Genomic DNA, 22,253 nt, shown 5'->3' with positions numbered 1-22,253 from the left:
TCCGCTACGGGCAAGGTGTTATCATTAAGCCGCTGCTTAGGGACGTGATCGGTTAATGTCATGCATATTTGACTTTTAACCGCGAAAGATATATTGCGATTCTAATGTGAGTTTGAACTGATACGTAGTAACTTGTGTGTAATGAAGCGCTGAACCTATACTTACTTGATGTAAAAAGTTATTTAAGATTATTTCAGCCTGTAAGTTCATATGTCTAAAAGAGCGGCAGGATAAATTTCAATTTTAAATTACTAATATATTTATCCGTAATACACGCCAAACCATTACGCGCCTTCTTTTATACGTTCAAGCCTGTATATTACAATTTCTGAGGTTAAATTGAATTTTCGTATTTCGTACCTGCGCGCCTTGGCTTGTATATTAGTTGTTTTACTCCATGTCAGTGGCGAGGAGTTCGGGGCCTTTTCCGATCGGTGGGCTGCTGCGAATATATATGCAGCAATTTCACGCGTATGCGTCCCCATATTCTTTATGATTGCTGGGGCGACATTGCTTGGTAAAGTTGAGCCCTTAGGCGAATTTTTCTCTAAACGAGTGATAAGAATAGGACCACCAATCTTGTTTTGGTCTGCTATTTATATAGCCTGGTCTTATTACTGGATGCGTTCAGACGATTGGCCAATTAAATTTATTAATGGACAGGCTGCGTTTCATTTATGGTATCTATACTCACTAATTGGAATATATGCCTTCATTTCGCTGTTGCGTCGCTTATATGTAAGCGTATTCCCACGGCCGTCTCGATAAATTCCGGCAGAGAAATTCAATCGGCAAGAATTAGCGGGCTATCGCCATCGTAGATGTGAAGTTCCACGGCAGGAAGTCATGGACCTGATTGACCGGGTGGTCGGCGATATGGGTGAGAACGTGGCGTAGCCACGCTTCAGGATCAATACCGTTTAATTTCGCTGTGCCGATCAGTGAATAAACAGCGGCAGCCCGCTCTCCACCGCTGTCGGCACCCGCGAAGAGATAATTACGACGTCCGATAGCGACGCCACGCAAGGAGCGCTCCGCTGCGGAATTATCGATTTCAATGCATCCATCGTCACAATAACGTTTTAGCGCAGGCCATAGATTGAGGCTATACATGATGGCAGCGGTCGTGTCTGACTTGCGCGATAGCAGCAGAAGCGTCGCCCGTAACCAGAATTCGAAGTCATCGATAAGCGCGAGCGATTGTGCTTGTCGGGCTGCGCGACGTTGGTCCGGTGGTTGGCCGCGAATCTCAGCTTCAATCACATACAGTTCGCCGATCCGGCGCAAGGCTTCAGTGGTGACCGCAGATGGTCGGGCCACATGCAAATCATAAAATTTATGGCGTGCATGCGCCCAGCAAGCGGCTTCCACGACCTGGCCGCTTTCATAAATGGCGTTAAATCCAGCGTAGGCATCCGCTTGCAACACGCCACTAAAAGAGGCCAGATGTGTTTGTGGATGGATGCCTTTACGGTCCGGAGTATAGGCAAACCAGACTGCTGCTGGTTCAACAGATCCGGAAGGACGGTCATCCCGCACATAGGTCCATAGTCGCGCTGTCTTGGTCTTGCCATTACCCGGTGCCAGAACGGGTATGGGTGTGTCGTCGGCATGCAGTTTCGTGGCAGCCAGCACATGGCGTCGAATCGCGTCCACCAGTGGTCGCAGCAAACTGCTGGCAGCACCGACCCAGTCAGCCAATAATCCCCGATCCAGTTCGACACCTTCACGGGCATACATGACAGATTGCCGATAGAGCGGCAGGTGATCGGCATATTTACTGACCAGTACATGGGCCAGTAATCCGGGACCTGCCAGACCGCGTGTAATCGGACGACTGGGCGCGGCAGCTTGCAGGATGGTATCGCAGCACTTGCAGGCCAGCTTCGGACGAATGTGTCGGATGACTCTGAAGCTGGCGGGAATGAATTCGAGTTGTTCAGCAACGTCTTCGCCCAGTTGCCGCAGGCCACCACCGCAATCCGGACAGGCATTTTGTTCGGGCAAATAAATCTTCTCATCACGGGGTAAATGAAGGGGCAGCGGTTTGCGCGGTGCACTCTGGCGTGGCTTTCTGGTCGGAGGTTCTTCCATGGCAACAGCACTCTCATCGGCCTGCAAATCTTCCAGTCGCAGTTCAAGTTGTTCGATCTGGTGATCGAGCTTCTCGGATTTGCGGCCGAACTGCATGCGTCTGAGCTTGGCGATAAGAAGCTTGAGGTGTTCGATTTCGATCCCGCGCGTGGAAAGCTCTTCCCGCAACTGCGCCAGCGTTTCACTTTGCGCGGCAAGGGCGACGTCACGCTCCAGGATCATGGCCTGCAAGGTCGCGATATCGTCAGGAAGAGTGGTGTGCGTTGGCATGGTGCCAGTTTACGCATGTGTGGCGATGTTTACAAGCCTGATGAGGGCCGATTCGTGCGTTCCGGACGCCGCCAGTCGATCCCTTCCAATAGCATCGACAACTGCGCTTGCGAGAGCGATACCGATCCTTCCGTTGCCTGCGGCCAGATGAAACGGCCGCGTTCGAGGCGCTTGGCCAGCAGGCACAGGCCATCGCCGGTCTACCACAGAATTTTCAGGATATCTCCACGCCGTCCCCGAAAGACGAAGACATGACCGCTGAACGGATCTTCGCCCAATGCCGTCTGCACCTTGGCTGCCAGGCCATTAAAACCACAGCGCATATCGGTCATACCCGCTGCCATCCAGATACGTGTGCCTGCCGGCAGACCAATCATGCGAGCAACCGTTCCAGAACAAGGGCAAGCATGGCAGAGTCGACGACGCCTTCGAGTCGAAGCCGGGCTTTGCCTACTTCCAGAATAATGACCCCGGGGGAAACAGCGGTACTGGTAAAGACCGGTTGTGTATCTACCGGCAGGGGATCGCTGAGCACAACCGGCAATAATGTACTCTGCGGGCCCGAGGCAGTTTCAAAGGCTCCCACATGAAATAGCTTGCGCCATGCAAAAACCTGATTGGCATTGAGGTCATGCGCACGCGCCACCCGCGATACCGAAGTTCCTGGCACCAGAGATTCTTCGGCGACCCTGCGTTTAAATTCCGTTGAATGCTGGCGATAAGCGCCGCGCTTTGCTCGCGAAACCGTCCCAATATTTGTGTCCATAATGTGAATTTGTGGGCACAATTAATTTGTGCCTTCCCATTCAAATCATGCAGAAATTTGGTGTTTCTGGGTAGAGGGTACTGAGGGAACGCTTACATTACCTCTACTTATATAACTTTTAAGGTAGCGTTACCTGCAAGTTTACAGAGTTTATTAGAGGGTTGGCATCTTTGGCAATTCTACGGAAATACAGGATACCTACTTCTCGGTGCTTGTTCATACGATGATCGTTTGTTTTCCCGATTAGGTCGGATGTTTTTGGGGTAGTATTTATTGTCGCATTCGCCGTGACTACGTTATCAAACCTATTATTATTGGCATTTAATTGGCGCGCCCTCACAACTGTTTTACTCGAATTTATCTCCAAACATTATTTTGTTATCAGCTGCGGTACTCTCACTCGTTCGTCGAGTTAAGAAATTGCCTCAGTTACTTGACATACCAATACAATTTCTCAGCAGCTCGCTCGGGATTTATGGAATTAATGTACTGATAGTTGGTCAACTAACAGCAAACTGGAGAGTTCCGCCCACTATAGGACGCCTTTGGACAGGACCACTAATTTCTACTGTTGCAGCACTCGGCATATCGTTCGCAGTTGTTCGAACTCTGCGTTTTTTGCCATTCATGCGGAGCGTGGCTGGGCATTGTATAAATGGAAAGATTTTTAACCCGGAAGTTCAAGTAAAGACGTATTTATATGATGTGCTTTATAAAAATTGGTGTGTCTTGTCTAATTTGAACTTAGACGTGCTCCTTGTACGCTTTAAACCGAAAGGCGAAATATAGGTATGACTGCTGCTATTTCGCTGAAATGCTCTCTGCGCAGAAGTTCGTTGCTCGCCGATTGGCCGAATTTTTCACGGCCAGCCAGCAAAATGGACGTTGGGGGTCCTAATTTATTTGCGTAACATCAAGATCACAATCGAATTTGCCGAATTCTTGAATTGAATCTGCGGATATTAAAAACAGGACATGCTAACTTGATGCCCTGACAAGTTGCATTCGGAAGGGCGCCCATAGCGCCTACTCGATGAGATGTAGAGCTTTTAGAAAAATTAATTTTGTTAAGAAAGCTTATCGGGAAAAAGTCACTGGCAGGTGAAACATGTGGACATGTCATAGTCTTTCCAAGGGTTTTGATAGCTAGACCAAGGCTATAGTTTCCTCGTAAACTGGATACGTTCGCGACCATGCTGTAGCCCGAATTATTAAGGCGGGAGTCTTTAAAGTGAGAACCCACGTCAGCTCGCAGAATACGGCGCGTATTTAAATATCGACGCTTCCCATTCTCGTCTGTCAAGGTTATGTAGACTGCCTCCGGCAATGTAGCCTTTTCAATCGAATCTGCAAGCCAACCGTTAACTCTCAATAAGTTTGCGATCACTATCCCCGCAGACCTCGGAGGCTTGTCGTTCACCATGTCAATCACACCGTTACATTTCTCTGAGGTCTGCACGTTAATGTTCAAGAGCTCATCATCAAAATCACTAAATTCGGATTTGTAAATTTCTGAAACATTAATTTTAGATACCGGCTTAATTTCACTCAAGGTCGCCGTATATTTTCCGCTCCAAGACTTGATCCCGTCATAATGCGATGACACTGAGAAAGATTCCACCATCTTTTCACTCAAAAACTCTGGCTTTCCGTACAGCATTCCAAATTCTAGTGTATTTTCTATTAAGGGAGATATCAAAAATCCTGACTTTGCCATGTTAGATATAATTCGGAACTCCTTTTTACTACCATTTTTTAAATTAAGAGTGATAAATAATTGGCTTGGTTTAAAGAGAATACTCATTAACCTTCCAGCGATGGTCGGTGCGAATTCCAATTTGGCAAATAATTGATTTGGAGAATTAGGCAGATTTACCTTCTCACCAAAGCTCCGCTCCATTTTTTTTATATTTATAAATTCAGGTTTTTTTATTGTAGGTTTTTTCCGAAAAACCAAAAAATTATTTTTTATTTCCAGCGGTTGATAATTTTGAATAATAACAGGCCAGCTAACGCCATCATCAAGAGAGGGCATTCGACCATCGATTAAATCTACTTTAAAAAAGATGTTTTCTGGGGCTTTAGAACTCAACAAGTAATCTTTATTTAGTTCTGCAAATTTTGCGCTGTAAGCCATGTAGCTTTGAAATATTGGTCTTGGAGACCATAAATTCCCGGATGCAATTAAGTAAGATTGGTCATATGAATAAATATCTGAGGTCCCTTGAACAAGGGGAAAAGATGCCTCGACGCGAATTTTCTTTACGGCAGCATCAAATTGAACGTTCAGCCAATCTGGGTTAATTATCCTTTGTCTCGCACCCTCCAAGCTGAAAAATACGTTAAGCCAATGTTTCTCCCGATATCCACCATAGATGTACGAAAGTAGCTATGGTTTATGTAGTTCCATGAAATAAACGCAATGATTATTACAGGGAAAATGCTTCTTCCATTTAAGAAAATTGGTAGCAACAATGCACCAATTAGGAGAGAAGTACTAGCTATGATGGTGTGAGTATCGTGACGAGTGAATCCCCCCTTGAAGGCAATGAATAAGAATAAAAAATAAACCATAGCTAGGAAGAACTTCGAAATAAGATCAATTTTATTTTGGAAAAAGATAGCTAAGAATATAAGTATTGAAGTGACACCGTAAGCGATAATTTCTTTAATATCGCCATCCACTGCCAGCGCTTCGGAATATCCGGAAATCACATTGAGCATAGATGAGAAATATGTTGCCAGATTATCTATGGGTTGCCCGGCGGCTACCCAAAATAGAGGCATCGAAATGGCGGGTGACATTGTGCAGATTATCGCTAGTATTTTTTGTTTTTTAATAAAACAATATAATGCACAAATAAATGTTGTCAGCGTGCACAGCACCAACATAGTTCCTTTTATTAATGGCAAAAAACCCAACCCCATAAAAATTATAGCAATAGACAGTGGGATTAATTTTTTATTATCTCGTAGTTCATTATTAGTCGTTATAATTTTGAACGTCGCTAATCCGACAATTAGCGGTAAAGAGAAAAGTAGGGCATCTCTGGAGTATATTGATGCAAATAAAGCTGTAAATAAAGTAAGCTGCCATGGCCATTTAAGGCGACGCATTAATATTGAGCAACAAAATGCGTATGACGCTACCAAGTACAAACTTCCCATCAACATTATGAAATCTGTCGAAGGATGGTATTCTTTGGTATAGATAGATGCATAAGGCCCAAAAGTATAAATAATTTGCTTGCCAAATTGGAAGCCTTGCGCCACAGCTTGATTGAGCGCGAATTGCCAAGACGGATCGAGACCACCGGATGGCATAGCTGGAGAAAGCGGAACAAATATTGAAGCGATGGTAATTAACAATATCAACCACATAGAGAATTTGATTACGAAATCATTTTTCTTTGGACTGATATCTTGTTTATTATTTAAAAGGATGGACATCTCGATTTCTACTATAAAATTAAATGCTGGAATTTAAAAAATGCGTATCTACTTAAAGACGGGCTGTTTAGATCGGCAATCGAAATATTGAATTCATGCCTGTATCCACCGGATATTTGAGTATTTTGATGTGCCGAGTGTATACGAGTAGTGGTGAATAATCGAATCTTGCCCTAGGGAGTGTATTGCGCGATAAGGCGACGGCGTTTGGTGCGACCTAGGACGGAAAGGTGCGTTTAGTGGCGCGCATTCGTTTTACATTTGTCCGCATTAGCAATGCGTAACGTTGGTCGACAAAATAGCGCTGTAAGCTATGCGCCCATTGCAAACTTTGAAACTGTACGTTTCCCGACCTTGGTTCGACGGCATGATCTTGCTGCTATCTGATGGCTCGGGATCGGGTTATGCGGAAAAAGCTGTCGACACCGGCCTTGGCGGTGACGTGTTCCTTGTTGGCCAGCATATGGGTGTTTGACTAATGTTCTAATGGGATAGCTTTACCAGTGGCCTTGTTAAGGTCAGTCTTCCAATGGGTGGGGAGACACGGTCCGCCGATACTTTTAAAAATTGGATAAATGTGCTTGGCATGCTAGAACTTAGCTACGGAGACTAGTATCAGGACTTTGCTGTATGCGCGTCTGATTGCCATGTCATGGGCGATTATGTGCATGGGTTCACCGCGCGGAGCCAAATAGATAATGTTACAGACAGTCTCTTCAGACACAGTTTTTTCAAATTGTTGCGGCCGAAGGTGCGTGAATTTGCTGTGATGAGCAGAGAGGTTTCGCTGCTCATCGTACTCGCTGAGATTAGGAAATAAGTTTGGCAACAGACGAAGGGGGCAACGGTCATCCCTTATGCTCAAAATTAAAGCTGCCTGAATCGTTAAGTATTCGTAAATTATCGCCATGGCGTCAACTTATAGTAGCAAGAATTTCACTTGATATTTAGGAGCGCCGTGTTCCATTTAATTGTTTACATCAACCCTCATGCAAAAAATATTTTCAATATCAATAGTGAGTCATGGTCATAAAAAATATATTGAAGAACTGATTCAAAATATAAGAAAAATTAATAGGGATGATGTCGAAATTATTCTGATTAGTAATATACATGAGAAATTTGATGTTGATTATGATGGACTTTCATTTCCTTTACGATTGATCGAAAATAGCACGCCAAAGGGCTTTGCCGAGAATCATAATTTTGCCTTTAACTTTAGCAATGCGGAGAACTTCGTCATTCTCAATCCAGATATAAAGTTGCTCAGAGATCCTTTCGACATATTGTTGGCTCTTCTTAAAGAATCACCTAATAGCATCTGCGCACCGTTGGTCCTTAATGAAAAAAATGAAGTTGAGCCAAGTGCTCGACATTTTCCAAGCCCCTTTTTGTTGTGCAAAAAATTGTTAAGTCGACTTTGTCATTTTTCATTAAAACCTGAGGCGCTCGTTGATACAGAAGATGTAATCATGCCTGATTGGGTGGCAGGAATGTTTATGGTAATTCCGCGCGAAATCTATGCTAGTTTGCATGGATTAAACGAAAAGTATCATATGTACTACGAAGATGTAGACTTTTGTGCTAGGGCTCGTTTGGCTGGGTATAAAATTTTAGTTAGTAAACATGCCAAGGTTGTTCACGATGCGCAGCATGATAGTCATCGCAAAATACGCTACTTGTTATGGCATTTAAGCAGTGCTTTTAAATTTTTTTTATCAAGCGCTTATTTGAAAATTAGTTGGAACCGTATCGTAGATAAGTCATCTAAACTTTGAAAAATTCCGCTGTAAGAAAGAAACGTCACATAGGCTAACGAGATTTTTATAACGAATAGCCATACATATCTATGGAGCACGGTCTGGAATTGCAAAATAAAAAAATCGATCATGCGATTCTACTCACTGGCGCCAGTGGATTTGTTGGGCGCGCGTTATCTTTAAGGTTGATTGAGCTTGGAGTAAAATTGATTTGTGCTGTCAGGGAGCCTTTTTCTTTGCCAGACGCTCAAATGGAAGTCATTCTAGACATTAACGAGAAAACCGATTGGTCGCGATGCCTGGCTGGAATTGATACGGTCATACATGTGGCAGCGCGGGTTCACGTGATGCAAGAAGTCTCCGGCGATCCTCTTGCTGAATTTAGACGAGTGAACGTTGCTGGCACATTAAATCTTGCTGAGCAGGCTGTGGAATCCGGCGTAAAGCGATTTATATTTCTCAGTTCGATCAAAGTTAATGGTGAAGAAACGATTGACGGCGTAAAACTCACAGAGAAAGATATTCCAAACCCCCAAGATGCTTATGGAGTCTCTAAATATGAGGCGGAGTTAGGGCTATTTCAAATAGCCAAAGACACAGGATTAGAAGTTATTATTATTCGTCCGCCCTTAGTATATGGCCCAGATGTAAAGGCAAATTTCGCGAGTATGCTGCGTTGGGTTTACTCGCGGGTTCCTTTGCCATTTGGGGCAGTGAAAAATAAACGAAGTTTTGTCTACCTTGGAAACCTGATAAGTTTAATTATCTGCTGTATTGAACATCCAGATGCGGCCAACGAGATATTTTTTGTATCCGATGGAGATGATTTATCAATTTCCGAATTACTTAATGCCTGCGCAAAAGCGCTTGGTAAGCGCTCTCTTTTATTCTCTGTACCTCCTGTTGTATTAATGTTACTTGTTAGTATGTTTGGAAAGCGTGCAACGGCGCAACGTCTTTTAGGCTCCTTGCAGGTTGATATAAGCAAATCCAAAGAGCGGTTAGGATGGGTACCACCGATATCTGTAAATGATGGCTTAAAGGAAACAGTAAGGCGTATATTTTAAATATGGTCATTTTATGAAACGTCTTTTTGATCTATTTCTGGCTATAGTGGCATCTATTCTTTTGTGCATTCCTATAGTTTTGATTGCTTTATGGATTTTTATCATGTCGAAAGGGCCGATTGTGTATTGGTCAGACCGTATTGGTCGTAATAATAAAATTTTTCGCATGCCTAAATTTCGTACCATGAAAATAAATACGCCAGCTGTAGCTACGCATTTACTGATTGATGCAAATAAATATTTAACACCGAACGGCTCTTTTCTAAGAAAGTCCAGCCTGGATGAATTGCCGCAATTGTGGAGTATTTTTCGTGGAGATATGAGTTTTGTCGGGCCTCGTCCAGCATTATTTAACCAAGAGGATCTGATTACATTGCGGACTGAGTATGATGTTGATAAGATGAGACCAGGCTTAACTGGTTGGGCTCAGGTTAATGGCCGTGATGAATTGCCGATTCCAGAAAAAGTGAAATTAGATATTGAATATATGCAAAATTGTTCAATATTTTTTGATGTTAGAATAATTTTTCTCACTTTATTAAAAGTTGTGCGTAGGGATAATGTTACACATTAAAATGATTCGATGAACGTTAGCTCCGATTATTATTGATGTTATATACTTTGATTGAATTATTTATATGATTTGGTTTCTAAATTTGTCACGAATTTACAAGCAATTTATAGCGGTAATATTAGATGTTGTCTTTCTGCCATTGACATTCTGTCTGGCAATTTGGCTGCGTTATGATTATCTCAATCTTCCCTTGCTTCTTCAATATAAATTATTGCTCGTCGCAACGCCAATAATATCTATTCCTGTTTTTATCCGATTGGGTTTATATCGGGCGGTCATTCGGTTTATAGATCACAAGATTGTTTACGTTGTGGTGTTCGGAGTGTCTCTTTCCGTGGTTACGCTGGCAGCATTGGCGACATTTACGCAAACAGGGGGGTATTCCCGCGCGGTTTTCGGCACTTATTGGATTAGCACGATTCTATATCTTGCTGCGAGCCGATTTATTGCTCGCGCTTACTTGTTGCAGCTAAGCGGTTTCATGGGAAATAGTGGGGCGGTACGCGTGGCTATTTATGGCGCAGGTCAGGGGGGGTCGCAATTGGCGATCGCTTTGCGCACCGGTAATGAATATTTGCCAGTGGCATTTGTTGATGATAACAAAGAGCTGCATAACGCCACTATTGCGGGTATTAGGGTATTTTCGGCTGGTGAACTGCGTGACCTGATTGTGCGTTACGACATCAAGGAAGTATTAGTCGCTATTCCTTCACAGACCAAGGCGCAGCAAAAGCGTATCCTAGATCATCTGGAACCACTCAAAGTAAAAATTAAAGTAGCACCGCCGATTAAGAGTTTAATCAATGGCGAGTTACGCGTGCAGGATATTCGCGAAATTGAGATTGAGGATTTGCTTGGTCGCGACCAAGTTGATCCTGACCCTGATCTGATTTCCGCTTGTATAGTGAATAAATCGGTCATGGTGACCGGAGCGGGCGGATCAATTGGTTCTGAACTATGCCGCCAGATTATTCGCCAACGCCCATCGCATTTGATTTTGCTTGAAATGTCTGAGTTTGGATTATATTCAATTGAGCAGGAGTTGGTGGAGCTAAAGCAGAATCTTGGAATTGAGCTGGAGTTATTGCCTTTTCTTGGTTCGGTACTTGATACGCAAAAATGCGAGCGTATTATGCGTACATTCTCTGTTGAAACGGTTTATCATGCTGCCGCTTATAAGCACGTTCCGTTGGTCGAACATAACCCTATAGAGGGTATCCGGAACAATGTTTTTGGAACGTTAAGTTTGGCTAAGGCGGCGATGGCAGCGGGAGTCAAATCGTTTGTTTTGATTTCTACTGACAAGGCGGTGCGACCTACGAATGTTATGGGTTCTACCAAGCGCTTCGCCGAATTAATATTGCAGGCCTTTTCAAGGCTCCAGGCTAAATCACCGTCACGTACACGTTTTTGCATGGTGCGTTTTGGCAATGTCTTGGGCTCTTCCGGCTCGGTAGTGCCTCTGTTTCGCAAGCAAATTATTGCTGGTGGGCCTATTACATTAACGCATCCAGAGATTATGCGTTATTTCATGACAACGCCTGAAGCAGCACAATTGGTTTTACAAGCTGGCGCAATGGGTGAGGGGGGAGATGTATTTGTTTTGGATATGGGCGACCCCGTAAAGATTGTTGATTTGGCTAAACGCATGGTGCATTTGAGTGGGCTTGAGGTTTTATCTGACTCTACGCCGGACGGCACTATCGAAATTAATCATGTTGGCCTGCGTCCCGGTGAAAAGTTATATGAAGAATTGTTGATTGGGGAGAATGTCGAGGGAACCGAGCATCCACTTATAATGCGTGCTCAAGAACTAGAGATTCCTTGGGTCGTATTGCAGGAGTTATTAGCCAAGTTGGATATTGCATGCGATCAGTTTAATTTTGAAGAAGTGCGTACTATACTGTTGCGTACGGTAGCAGAATATACGCCGCAATGTGATATCGCAGATTTCATTTGGCGCATTCATGAAACTAATGATCGCGCTGCCTGACTTCAAATTGTATTAATAAACCAGTATATACATTTTGAAATGAATAGATAATTTGGTTTTTTTATAGAATATCGTATTGGCGAAAACGACATTTATTGCATGATTCGCTATTTGCATCGAAAACTACTAAATTATTTTTAGTATTTTCAGCATAATCGACTTTGGTGTTCAGCCTTTACAATCCGTTGATAGTACATCATTCGATATCAGTAAATTCGCAGTAATTTTCAATATAATGATTGGTTGAATTTTTGCGAAACTATATAAGTTAACCGCATGTGCAGTTTTCAATGAACCTCAAATTACGGAGTAATTATGGATTTATCAGGCCTAACGGTTGCCCAGTTACGGGTATTGCAAGAGCAGGTTAAGCAGAGCTTGAAGGATCGTGAGCACGAAGAAATGACGAAAGCGCGTGAGCAAATTCTAGCAATCGCTCAAAGTGCGGGTATTTCCTTGAAGGATTTGCTAAGTACCCCGCCCCGTAACAAAAATACGGCAACGAAAAATAAAGTCGCTGTGCGTTACCGCAATCCTTCTGATGCATCCCTGCAATGGACTGGTCGTGGTCGTCAACCGAAGTGGATACAAGAGTGGGTTTCATCGGGCAAATCGCTGGATGCGCTGCACGTATAGTCCTTATTGGTAAGTACTTCTAAGAGTCACGCTTTTTGAGTTAATAACAGATAGCCAAATTCTGGTGGTATAGGTTGCCTATTGAGTTGATGAACTTAAGAAGACGGTATTAAAAGATTGATGTACATGTAAGCTTGGCTGGTGGGTCCTATCGCCTATGCTGCGTGCCAGCGTCAGATATCAAGACCTGAGATGTGCTGTATTTAATTCTTTGTACAACCTCACTTCATTAGTACTAACGCTCAAAGTTTTACCGTCTTTGTTTCTTTGTCTGAGATGGCGAATCTATTCTGTAAATGTGAATAGACAAGAATCCGTTGTGTCTTTTTAAGGAGATTGATGAGAGCTGTCGTACTACAAGTGCAAAAAACTTTCAGCAGCTTGGAAATAACTTCCTTGCGATCGTTTGTTCCTCATCGTTCACTTTAATTCCTTCGTAGTAAATCTATGCTCCCACTCCAAAATTCGATATTCAAAGCCTACGACATCCGCGGTGTTATTGGCAAAACGCTTGACGCTGGCATCGCGCGTCATATCGGTCAGGCTTTTGGCCTAGCGGCCATCGCTAAGGGGCAAAAGACAGTTGTGATCGGTCGTGATGGCCGTTTATCTGGCGCCGAAATGACCGCGGCCCTGGCGTCAGGGTTACAGGATGTTGGCGTCGACGTGATTGATCTCGGTGTCGTCGTCACGCCCATGGTGTATTTTGCGACCCATGTGCTGGACACACAATCCGGCGTCATGGTGACTGGCAGCCACAATCCTCCCGATTACAACGGCTTCAAAATGGTTTTGGCGGGCGAGGCGATTTATGGCGAAACCATTCAGGCACTGTATCAGTCGATTGCGACGGATGCGGTTAGCCGCACGGTCGAGCAGACGCAGAATGTGGGGCATTACAGCACGCACGATATCAAGGACACCTATCTGGAACGCATCCTCAGCGACGTGACGTTGGCAAAGCCGATGAAGATCGTTGTCGATTGCGGCAATGGCGTGGCGGGTGCGTTTGCTGGTGAACTGTATCGCGCCCTCGGCTGCGAAGTACAAGAATTGTTTTGTGAGGTTGACGGAACATTTCCGAACCATCATCCCGATCCGGCGCATCCGGAGAATTTACAGGATGTCATTCGGGCGCTGCAAACCTCTGACGCAGAAATTGGCCTGGCGTTCGACGGCGATGGCGATCGTCTGGGCGTCGTCACCAAAGATGGTCAAATCATTTATCCGGATCGGCAATTGATGCTGTTTGCCGCTGATGTCCTGACCCGTCATCCGGGCCAGGAAATTTTGTACGACGTCAAATGCACGCGCCATCTGGCGCCATGGATTACGCAGCACGGTGGCAAGCCGCTGATGTGGAAAACCGGCCATTCACTGGTCAAAGCCAAGATGCGCGAGACCGGTGCGCCGTTGGGCGGTGAGATGAGTGGACATGTGTTCTTCAAAGACCGTTGGTATGGTTTTGACGACGGCTTGTATGCCGGTGTCCGCTTGCTGGAATTGTTGAGTCGGGAGAGTGATCCTTCAGCGGTGCTGAACGCACTACCGCAATCGACTAGCACGCCGGAATTACAATTGACCTTGGCCGAGGGCGAGAACTTTACGCTGATTGCCGCTTTACAGCAGCAAGCGGAGTTTCCCGGTGCGGATGACATTATCAAGATTGATGGCTTACGCGTGGAATATCCGGATGGCTTTGGATTGGTGCGGGCATCGAATACCACGCCGGTGGCAGTCATGCGTTTTGAGGCCGAATCGGAAGAGGCACTAGCGCGCATACAAGCAGAATTTAAGCGGGTGATTCTAGTAGTTAAACCCGATGCAATATTACCTTTTTAACATTTTTTTGTACTGAAATCTGCTTGAACATCCTCATCGTTCGTGTTTCCTCGCTAGGCGACGTAGTGCATAACATGCCCATGGTGTCTGACATCCGACGCCATTTTCCTGATGCCAATATTGATTGGGTCGTGGAGGAAGGTTACGCTAGTTTGGTACGGCTTAACCCAGACGTGCGTAGAGTCATTCCGTTTGCGTTGCGACGCTGGCGCAAAAGCCTGCTAACAGTGGCGACGCGGGGAGAAATGTCCGACTTTAGACGTTTGCTTAAGCAAGATGCTTATGACGTTGTTTTTGATACGCAGGGATTGTTGAAAACAAGTATCGTTATGCGAATGGCGCGTATCGCAGAAAATGGCAAACGGGTTGGATTGGCAAACGCGACGGAGGGTTCTGGCTACGAACCGATATCGCGTATTTTTCATACGATGAGTGTTAAGGTTGATTTGCGTACGCATGCAGTTTTGCGTGCGCGTCAGGTTGCAGCCCAAGCGTTGGGTTATAGCGTTGACGGCCTGGCAGATTTCAATCTGAAGATGCCAGACATCCCACTTGAACAGTCGCCAACGTGGTTGCCGGGTGCTCCTTATGCTGTTTTTTTTCACGGCACTGCACGCGCCGAAAAACAGTGGGCGTTTGCCAATTGGGTAAGCATCGCTAAAAAATTATCAGAATACAAGATGACAATATTGTTGCCTTGGGGCAGCGAGGCTGAAAAACAAACGGCTGAGAAGATGGCCGCACAAATGCCTAACGCCTACGTACTTCCTAAATTACCGTTGATGGAAGCGGTCATGCTGGCCCAGCGAGCATCTTTAGTGATCGGTGTCGACACCGGACTAACGCATGTTGCGGCGGCTTTCAACCGTCCGACTATTGAGTTGTACTGTGATTCGCCACGCTGGAAAACGGAAGGTAATTGGTCCCAGAATATTGTTAATTTGGGGGATGAAAGAACTCCGCCTAAGGCACAACAAGTTGAGGTCGCAATTAACACTCTTTTTAAGTCCACCTTACCAACTATTTAGTCAGACCTGAACACTTCGATGTTTAAAAATGTATCCGCAATCAGTGCCGTTATTCGCACTATCCTACATACCATAACCAGAATATCGGCGCAAAAAAGCCTTAGCTCTATCAAAGTCATCCGCCAGTTGGGACCACACCACAGAGAATCGCATGCATCGCATCACCCAGCGGCGCTTTGAGCAATTTTCTATCGAGCTTACCATCCGATTTCATATGGCCAATCGCCGGTTCAATGGCACTACGTCGCTTGATCATTGCCTTACGCCCGCGTCTGACGCCGCGCCGCTGTCCTGATTTCCAAATCTGTACGCCGTCAATTTGAACACCTCGATAATCACGGTCGACATCATACAAGATGTGGCTGTCATACGGATTACCGGGCAGGCGCACCGACGATTGGTCTTTCTTTGTATATTGTCAAAATCTATACTTTGATGCCAAATACATACGGCTTTCTGCCTTTCCCCTGCTGATGCACTCGACCTTCGGTACATGAATGCATACAGCTAGTGTCTGTCTTTCGGTTTTTGCGACAGTATCGCGTTGTGTGCGATTTAACAGCGCCTTGAGTGTGCGCTGTGGTTGCTCCGGGACTTGGTTGCCCTGTCGTTCGATGTCGCGATATACCCGACCCACGTGTACGCAGAGTCGTAACACTCCGTTCATGCGCTAGGCATAACGTCCCACCAGTAATGCCAACCGTGGCGCTTCCCGGTTGTAATTCTGGTGCCACGTCAGGCCACATTTCTGCGCAACCTTCACCAGATGTTCTCGCGAACGTTCCAGTAAATTCGAATCAGTGGGGTGGACAGTCTTTCGCCATCACTGTTACATCCACAATCACGCCCTTGATGCTGGCGGCTTTGATTATGGAGCTCCGCTTGGCCACTTAGATGATCTACTCCAGTAGTTCTTCCATCCCGGCTTGACCCAGGCGGTCGCTTCAGCGTATTAGGCTCGATGGACCAATCGGTGGCTCTTTCTGCAAATACGTCTCGCCAGTGAACGCCTGCCAATACGGATTCCCCACCTAATTTCAGACCACCAATAAGTCGGAAGCATGTTGCAAATACAGCAGACCGGCGAAGAGTCGGGGACGCACCGCGGGACGACCGCGCTTCGACTGGAAGGGTTCAGACGCGACTAGATCAACCTTCTCCCAGTCGATCAGCGCCGTCAACTGGATTAGCGGATGCTACTGGTTCAGATGCTCCATCAACGGGAAGCCAAATAATTCAGCAGATTGGGGAGTTTTAGGGTTTGGATTCATAAAAATCTCGTCAGAATTTGCAAGGAAGTGACTATAAATATTTCATATTCCTGCAAATTCAGCAATCGTCTTTAAGCATCAAACCTATGTCAGCATTCATTCTTTTGAGTTTTTCGGCGTCGCCTACTTAGTATTTGCTGAAATCGCATCGAGAGCCTACAATTTTCAGGTCATGAATCTAAGATGAAGACTTTTTTAGAAATATGAGTCTTGAAAGCAGATAGGTAATTGGCAAAGAAAGAATTATTGCCATAAGCGGAGCAATTTTTCGACTCAGCCCCAACTGATCAATCCAAATCCAAAGTATTAGCATACTAGCCAAGTATTGAAAAACGTACACCAGCGGAAATAGGGCTACTGAACGAACGCCACGGTGACTATTGAAGACAAAAAAACGGTTCAGTGCAAAAGATAAAAAAATGCCTGACAAATATGCAATTGTGTAGCTTACCCGATAAGAAGTAACGTTAAGTAGCAAAAGATACAGGGCAAATGTCAGGGCAGTATTAAAGCCACCCGATACAAGAAATCTGGCGAAGCTAAACTGCATCCATTTTCTTAAAATAATACGCATATCGAGAGGACTTTCTTACTTTTTTTTAAGATTAATAAATTCGTCATAGTTCCGAATGTAATCTGTGGAGTCGTAGTAATGTGATGCAAAAACTAATAACACAGCGTCACTTGAATAACGATACTGAATTCCCCAAGTCATAGGGGGAAGGTTAATTCCGTCGTTAGGGTGATTCAATACAAATTCCTCACGGTTTGTTCCGTCGTCGGCGACGACATGAACAGAGCCCTTAACTGCGACAAGGAATTGATGACAATTAAGGTGAGCGTGCTCACCCCGAGTTTCAGCAGTGGGCACGTCGTATACCAAAAAGTAGCGCATAGCCTTGAAGGGTATCGTACGCTCAAACTCTCCTGCCGAAAGACTGCCCCGAATATCGGCTACCTCATTCATTCTATGTAGTGTAACGCCCTCAACGGAGGTTGATAGAACGTTTTGATACGCTAATCGAGATTGGTATGAGTGGTTCGAATTGCTCGGCTTGGCGTCCACGTAACCACTAATTTTAGCTGGATTTCCAACTACGATCGCATTCGGTGGGACAGAACGCGTTACCACAGCACCCGCCCCGACCATGGTATTTGTGCCGATTGTTATACCAGGAAGAATTGTCGAATTGGCTCCCAGTGATGCGCCTTTTTTAAGGATAGTACGTGAAAAGTTTTCTGGGTAAACCTTGCTGCGTGGAAAGCGATCATTGGTGAAGGTCACGTTTGGTCCAATAAAGACATCGTCTTCGATAGTGATGCCGTCCCATATTTGTACTCCGCATTTTATAGTTACGCGATCTCCTATAAATACATCATTTTCTATAAAAACGTTATCGCAAATATTGCAGTCGGTACCTATTCTGGCTTGCGGGAGGACGTGAGCGAAAGCCCATACGCGCGTTCCCTTACCGATGTTATCGGATTCACATAGAGCGTGGCTATGTACGAAATAATCCTTACTCTGAGTCATGCTTTTCTCCAAAGCTATTAATTCGCATAGGTATAGCTAGTGGTCGCTTTTTGGTATTCTCGTAAGTTCTCCATGCATAAGATCCAACGATGCCTAACCCAAGGAGGTTGAGGCATCCGAGAAACGAAATAGTTATCATGGTCATTGCATACCCGGGCACGTTAATCATTTTGTGGAACTTCGCTATCAACACGAAAATACCAATTAACGCTGCGAGTGCTGAACCGCTGGCACCTACACGAATTAGTAACCGAATAGGTAAATCGGTGAACGAGAAAAGACTATCCATTAGGTAGTTCACCTTTTTGCGCAGTGTCCACGCCGACTTTCCATGTCTTCGCTCTTGCCTAGTATAGGTTACTATCTCACGGCGAAACCCCAACCAAAAAATTTGAGCAATAAGGGAGCTGTGTCGCTCATCAAGAGTAAGGAGGGAATCCCGAAATATTTTATTACAGCCGAATATGTCTACGCCACCTGGAGGTATTTCAGGAATTACGTAGCGACGGTATAACCCCCAGAAAATTTGTGATGCGATACGAGTTGTCAATGTGTCATGGCGACCTTCGCGGACACCCACAACGACATCCATGTCTTGATTACGTAAAATTCGATTTATTTCCAGTACCAATTCTGGGGGCTCTTGAAGATCTGCCGCCATCACAGCAAAATAATTTCCTTTACCAAACTCCAAGCCAGTACGAATTGCCATGAAGGATCCAAAGTTTTTGGACAAAAGAATCAATTGGGAAGTGAAAGATTGATGCGGGAGTGCATCGCGCAATAGCTCATAACAGCGGTCAGGACTACCATCGACAACGAATACAACCTCAAGGTCGTTGTCCAGTTTTTTGTTGAATTCTTTAACTGCTAAAAGCAAGTCCGGAATAGAACCTTCATTTCGATAAACAGGGATGACTAGTGTCAGCATAATCAGATCCCGCTAGAAAAGTAGACGGTAACTGCTTTAATTACTCGTTGTACTTCCTCGTCGGAAAGACCAGGAAAGCACGGCAATGAAATCACCGTCTCGCATGCCGACTCGGTAATTGGGAGCCTTAGCTGGCCTGAAAGTTTATAGGCTGGCTGATGGTGGTCTGGGATTGGATAATGGATGTCCGTATTTATCTGTAATTCTTTTAAGGCATTGGCGAATCGAATGCGGTCTTTAACCCGGAGCACATACAAATGGGCCACAAAATCTTCGGCGATCGAGCAGGGAAGCTTCACGTCCATGCCGCTAAAGGCATCGTTATAACGCTTTGCAATAGAACGACGTTCTGTATTCCACCGATCCAAATGAGGTAACTTAATGCGTAAGATCGATGCTTGCATTTCGTCCAGACGGCTGTTACGGCCACCCATCAACGAAACTTGATATTTCTGGGACCATCCATATTGCCGAAGCTGAAGAATACGATTAGATAATTCGATGTTGTTAGTAACGATTGCCCCCCCATCCCCAAGAGCGCCCAGATTTTTTGTTGGATAAAAACTGAAGCAAGCAATATCTCCAAAACTTCCCGCTCTTTTGCCATTGCGAATCGCGCCGTGTGATTGTGCGCAATCTTCGACCACTGGAATACCGGCCATTTGCGCGATTTGCACCAATTCTTCGATATCCGCCAATTGTCCGTAAAGGTGGGTGACTATTATTGCCGCAGGTTTGGTGCTAATTGAAGCCGCCAGCGACTCGGGGCAAAGCGTGAGCGAATGGGAGTTTACCTCTGCATATACTGGCGTAGCGCCTACGGCGTGGATTGCTGTACTACCGTAAAAACCGGCATTAGCTATCGTTATCACCCGGTCACCGTACCCTACGCCTAGTCCACGTAAAGCCAATTCTAACGCATCGGAACCGTTGGCCACGCTGATGCAATGCTTGACTCCAACATATTTAGCGAATTCTTCTTCAAATTTTTTTACCTGTTCACCTAGAACGTACCAATTGCTATCAAGAACTTTTTTAATGGGCGTAACAAAATCGAGTCCCCTATTCGCTTTGTCTGCCGAAAAAAGTAGTATTGGTTTGGTTTTGTTCATAGATTCCTCGAAAATGGGGCGTCCCACACTAATGTGTGGGAATGAATTGGGCGTGAAAAGGGTCCGGATCCTGGCTGAGTTTAATAAGATAACGGTCCCCCACCTTCTTTACTGAACCCAAAGCTGGCCAAGAAGGCATAAAATTAAAATACGGGGTTAGTTGTTGACGCTCTTGATCGTCAATCATAAAAATATTTTCATAACCCATAACTTTCATATAATTAATCATACGAAACAAGTTGCCTTGATCCCAATCGAAGAAGGAGCCTTGGATTGCTGATGACCAAGCTGCTGCGTAAACAGTAGATAATTTTTTATGTCCATACACATCGACTTTTATTGGCTTATTTCGATCAAAATTAGCTCCAGCTTCACCAATTCTTCTATATATGTCAGCCGCCAGCATTCTATCGTGCGCTTGGGTGATACTTGCGGAAGCAATGTATTGCGACGTAACGCTAATGACTTCAAGTTGAAAGAATACGATAACGAATATACCCATTAGCACAATGATCGTCCTCGTATTTGATATCAATATTATTCCCATTAACCAAAATACATAAGGCAATGCGAACATACTTCGTAGCGGCATATCACCGCCTGCTACGAGGTGAAGAGTAAAAGGCAGTGTTAAAACAGAACACCATAATAAGACGGTTAATATTATTTTCCGTCTGCCGGTGTACATAATTAATAGTGTGGAAAATATTAATAAAATAGAAGTCAATGGGATATCTGCACCAAATCTGCTACTTGCGCCACGATATATTTGCCATAACTCTAGAAAGGCCGTCGTGAATATTGAAAGCGGTGATTGAATTAGCTTGTCAAATTTAATGAAACCATCAATATAGGGACTACTAGTGTTACTTAATTTTTGAGCTATATAATTTATTAAAAAATAAAGAAGTAAGCTAGAAACGGTTATTAAAAAAATACGAAAAATTTTATTAAATATCTGTTTTTTGAGTACGTCTGAATTTCCATCCGTGCGTAATGTTTTGATTAGCCCGATACCTGCAATAATCGTGAGATAGAGGAGTATCAGAGATTGATAGGCGCCTATGGCGCTCGCTAAGGTAGCGATTATGAATATATTTATGCTTGCGGTTGACGTACTCTCGAGTTGATCTGCTTTGCTGTTGAGGTAACTAAGGTACGCACTTATGCTAACCAAAAGAACCCCAATACTTGCGGCAGGAACGTTAGCGTAAAATTCAGAAATAAGCCACCATGTCGGGAAAGTACAAAATATGGCATAAGTTCCATACGTTTTCCAGTTGACTGGGTAGTTATGTGCTCTAACAATTAAAGCATAAGAAATAGCTAGGCAGACTATTAATGCAATGTACGGCGCATACGGGATAGCAGACTGAGGAAAAAGGAATTTTTCAATTAAAAAAGCAGTCCATCTACCCTGGGCAATCCAAATAATAGAATTTCCGCCGCGTAAAGCGCCATTTTCATCGTCGATAGAAAAGGAAAAATTGGCCAAAAAATAAATATTAGAAACAGCGCCGATAGATAGAAGAATTGCTAGTTCACTAAGGGTGAATTTTTTTATCTTTATATGTTCGACTATAAAGAGTGATTTAATTTCGATTATTGTTGCCAATTTTATTAAGTATTTTTTAAAATATAATATCATTCCTAATGTTAAAGATATGAGAAATCCTAAAGATATACTTAAAATTATGCGAAATTTATCAATTGCGTAAGTGTCTAATACAACATTAAGTTGCGGATCATTCGCATTTTTCTGTAAGCGAATAAAAGTATTATCAATTAAATTACGTATTACCTCAACTTGATTCGCCGCTTGAATATGATTTCGAGTGGAGAAAATTTCGATACCTAAAATATCTACGTAAGAGTCATAAACTATTAGCGTGGCGCTCTTATCATTTTGCATAAAAGGATCCCAT

At 44.3% G+C, this 22,253-nt stretch carries 18 protein-coding genes and 2 pseudogenes; 9 read left to right on the top strand and 11 right to left on the bottom strand.

Going from position 1 to position 22,253, the window contains the following annotated elements:
• The first annotated feature begins 339 nt into the window (after nucleotides 1-339).
• Complete coding sequence (locus ACXX82_RS07205) at nucleotides 340-768, top strand: acyltransferase (RefSeq protein ID WP_458562690.1); 429 nt, start codon at nucleotides 340-342, stop codon at nucleotides 766-768.
• 30 nt (nucleotides 769-798) lie between these two features.
• Here the strand turns inward: ACXX82_RS07205 and tnpC are convergent, their stop codons facing one another.
• The 5 genes and pseudogenes from tnpC to ACXX82_RS07180 all read right to left on the bottom strand — a co-directional run bounded on the left by tnpC (nucleotide 799) and on the right by ACXX82_RS07180 (nucleotide 6,580).
• Nucleotides 799-2,364, bottom strand: coding sequence for an IS66 family transposase (gene tnpC / locus ACXX82_RS07200; protein WP_458562689.1), 1,566 nt, complete (start codon nucleotides 2,362-2,364; stop codon nucleotides 799-801).
• A 29-nt stretch (nucleotides 2,365-2,393) separates the two neighbouring features.
• Nucleotides 2,394-2,708 (bottom strand): annotated as a pseudogene (gene tnpB / locus ACXX82_RS07195) (IS66 family insertion sequence element accessory protein TnpB).
• Nucleotides 2,709-2,737: 29 nt separating this feature from the next.
• Nucleotides 2,738-3,130 carry an IS66-like element accessory protein TnpA gene (gene tnpA, locus ACXX82_RS07190; protein ID WP_416186780.1) on the bottom strand — a complete coding sequence of 131 codons (393 nt, stop codon included), beginning with the start codon at nucleotides 3,128-3,130 and terminating at the stop codon, nucleotides 2,738-2,740.
• Between the two features lie 919 nt (nucleotides 3,131-4,049).
• Complete coding sequence (locus ACXX82_RS07185; protein WP_458562688.1) at nucleotides 4,050-5,267, bottom strand: hypothetical protein; 1,218 nt, start codon at nucleotides 5,265-5,267, stop codon at nucleotides 4,050-4,052.
• Between the two features lie 167 nt (nucleotides 5,268-5,434).
• Nucleotides 5,435-6,580, bottom strand: coding sequence for a hypothetical protein (locus ACXX82_RS07180; protein WP_458562687.1), 1,146 nt, complete (start codon nucleotides 6,578-6,580; stop codon nucleotides 5,435-5,437).
• A gap of 313 nt (nucleotides 6,581-6,893) precedes the next feature.
• Here ACXX82_RS07180 and ACXX82_RS07175 point away from each other — a divergent pair, with 313 nt between their 5' ends.
• The 8 genes from ACXX82_RS07175 (at nucleotide 6,894) to waaC (ending at nucleotide 15,480) form a co-directional block, all read left to right on the top strand.
• Nucleotides 6,894-7,055, top strand: a complete 162-nt coding sequence (locus ACXX82_RS07175) for a hypothetical protein (protein ID WP_458562686.1) — start codon at nucleotides 6,894-6,896, stop codon at nucleotides 7,053-7,055.
• A gap of 514 nt (nucleotides 7,056-7,569) precedes the next feature.
• On the top strand, nucleotides 7,570-8,358 hold the full coding sequence (locus tag ACXX82_RS07170) for a glycosyltransferase family protein (RefSeq protein ID WP_322233139.1): 789 nt from the start codon (nucleotides 7,570-7,572) through the stop codon (nucleotides 8,356-8,358).
• 71 nt (nucleotides 8,359-8,429) lie between these two features.
• Nucleotides 8,430-9,407, top strand: coding sequence for a UDP-glucose 4-epimerase family protein (locus tag ACXX82_RS07165; protein ID WP_458562685.1), 978 nt, complete (start codon nucleotides 8,430-8,432; stop codon nucleotides 9,405-9,407).
• A 13-nt stretch (nucleotides 9,408-9,420) separates the two neighbouring features.
• Nucleotides 9,421-9,981 carry a sugar transferase gene (locus tag ACXX82_RS07160; RefSeq protein ID WP_458562684.1) on the top strand — a complete coding sequence of 187 codons (561 nt, stop codon included), beginning with the start codon at nucleotides 9,421-9,423 and terminating at the stop codon, nucleotides 9,979-9,981.
• Nucleotides 9,982-10,045: 64 nt separating this feature from the next.
• On the top strand, nucleotides 10,046-11,974 hold the full coding sequence (locus ACXX82_RS07155) for a polysaccharide biosynthesis protein (protein WP_458562683.1): 1,929 nt from the start codon (nucleotides 10,046-10,048) through the stop codon (nucleotides 11,972-11,974).
• Between the two features lie 315 nt (nucleotides 11,975-12,289).
• Entirely contained in the window at nucleotides 12,290-12,610 is a 321-nt protein-coding gene (locus ACXX82_RS07150; RefSeq protein WP_322233131.1) for an H-NS histone family protein, read from the top strand.
• A gap of 447 nt (nucleotides 12,611-13,057) precedes the next feature.
• Entirely contained in the window at nucleotides 13,058-14,452 is a 1,395-nt protein-coding gene (locus ACXX82_RS07145; RefSeq protein ID WP_458562682.1) for a phosphomannomutase/phosphoglucomutase, read from the top strand.
• Between the two features lie 23 nt (nucleotides 14,453-14,475).
• Complete coding sequence (gene waaC / locus ACXX82_RS07140; protein ID WP_458562681.1) at nucleotides 14,476-15,480, top strand: lipopolysaccharide heptosyltransferase I; 1,005 nt, start codon at nucleotides 14,476-14,478, stop codon at nucleotides 15,478-15,480.
• Here the strand turns inward: waaC and ACXX82_RS07135 are convergent.
• From ACXX82_RS07135 to ACXX82_RS07110, 6 genes and pseudogenes are all read right to left on the bottom strand, one after another.
• Nucleotides 15,477-16,751 (bottom strand): annotated as a pseudogene (locus ACXX82_RS07135) (IS5 family transposase). The gene waaC and the pseudogene ACXX82_RS07135 sit on opposite strands and share 4 nt — an antisense overlap.
• A gap of 178 nt (nucleotides 16,752-16,929) precedes the next feature.
• Nucleotides 16,930-17,325 (bottom strand): GtrA family protein, encoded by a 396-nt coding sequence (locus ACXX82_RS07130; protein WP_458562680.1) that lies wholly within the window; start codon nucleotides 17,323-17,325, stop codon nucleotides 16,930-16,932.
• A gap of 15 nt (nucleotides 17,326-17,340) precedes the next feature.
• Nucleotides 17,341-18,285, bottom strand: a complete 945-nt coding sequence (locus tag ACXX82_RS07125) for a WxcM-like domain-containing protein (protein WP_458562679.1) — start codon at nucleotides 18,283-18,285, stop codon at nucleotides 17,341-17,343.
• Nucleotides 18,272-19,216 (bottom strand): glycosyltransferase family 2 protein, encoded by a 945-nt coding sequence (locus ACXX82_RS07120; protein ID WP_458562678.1) that lies wholly within the window; start codon nucleotides 19,214-19,216, stop codon nucleotides 18,272-18,274. The genes ACXX82_RS07125 and ACXX82_RS07120 overlap by 14 nt, the downstream gene beginning before the upstream one ends.
• Before the next feature lie 2 nt (nucleotides 19,217-19,218).
• Complete coding sequence (locus ACXX82_RS07115) at nucleotides 19,219-20,328, bottom strand: DegT/DnrJ/EryC1/StrS family aminotransferase (protein ID WP_458562677.1); 1,110 nt, start codon at nucleotides 20,326-20,328, stop codon at nucleotides 19,219-19,221.
• 28 nt (nucleotides 20,329-20,356) lie between these two features.
• The gene (locus ACXX82_RS07110) at nucleotides 20,357-22,240 is read right to left on the bottom strand and encodes a glucosyltransferase domain-containing protein (protein ID WP_458562676.1); all 1,884 of its coding nucleotides are present in this window, start codon (nucleotides 22,238-22,240) and stop codon (nucleotides 20,357-20,359) included.
• Nucleotides 22,241-22,253 lie beyond the last annotated feature (13 nt).

This window comes from Glaciimonas sp. GNP009 (assembly GCF_054343755.1).
The sequence above is the reverse complement of the archived record's forward strand: the minus strand, read 5'-3'. Positions and strand labels throughout refer to the sequence as shown.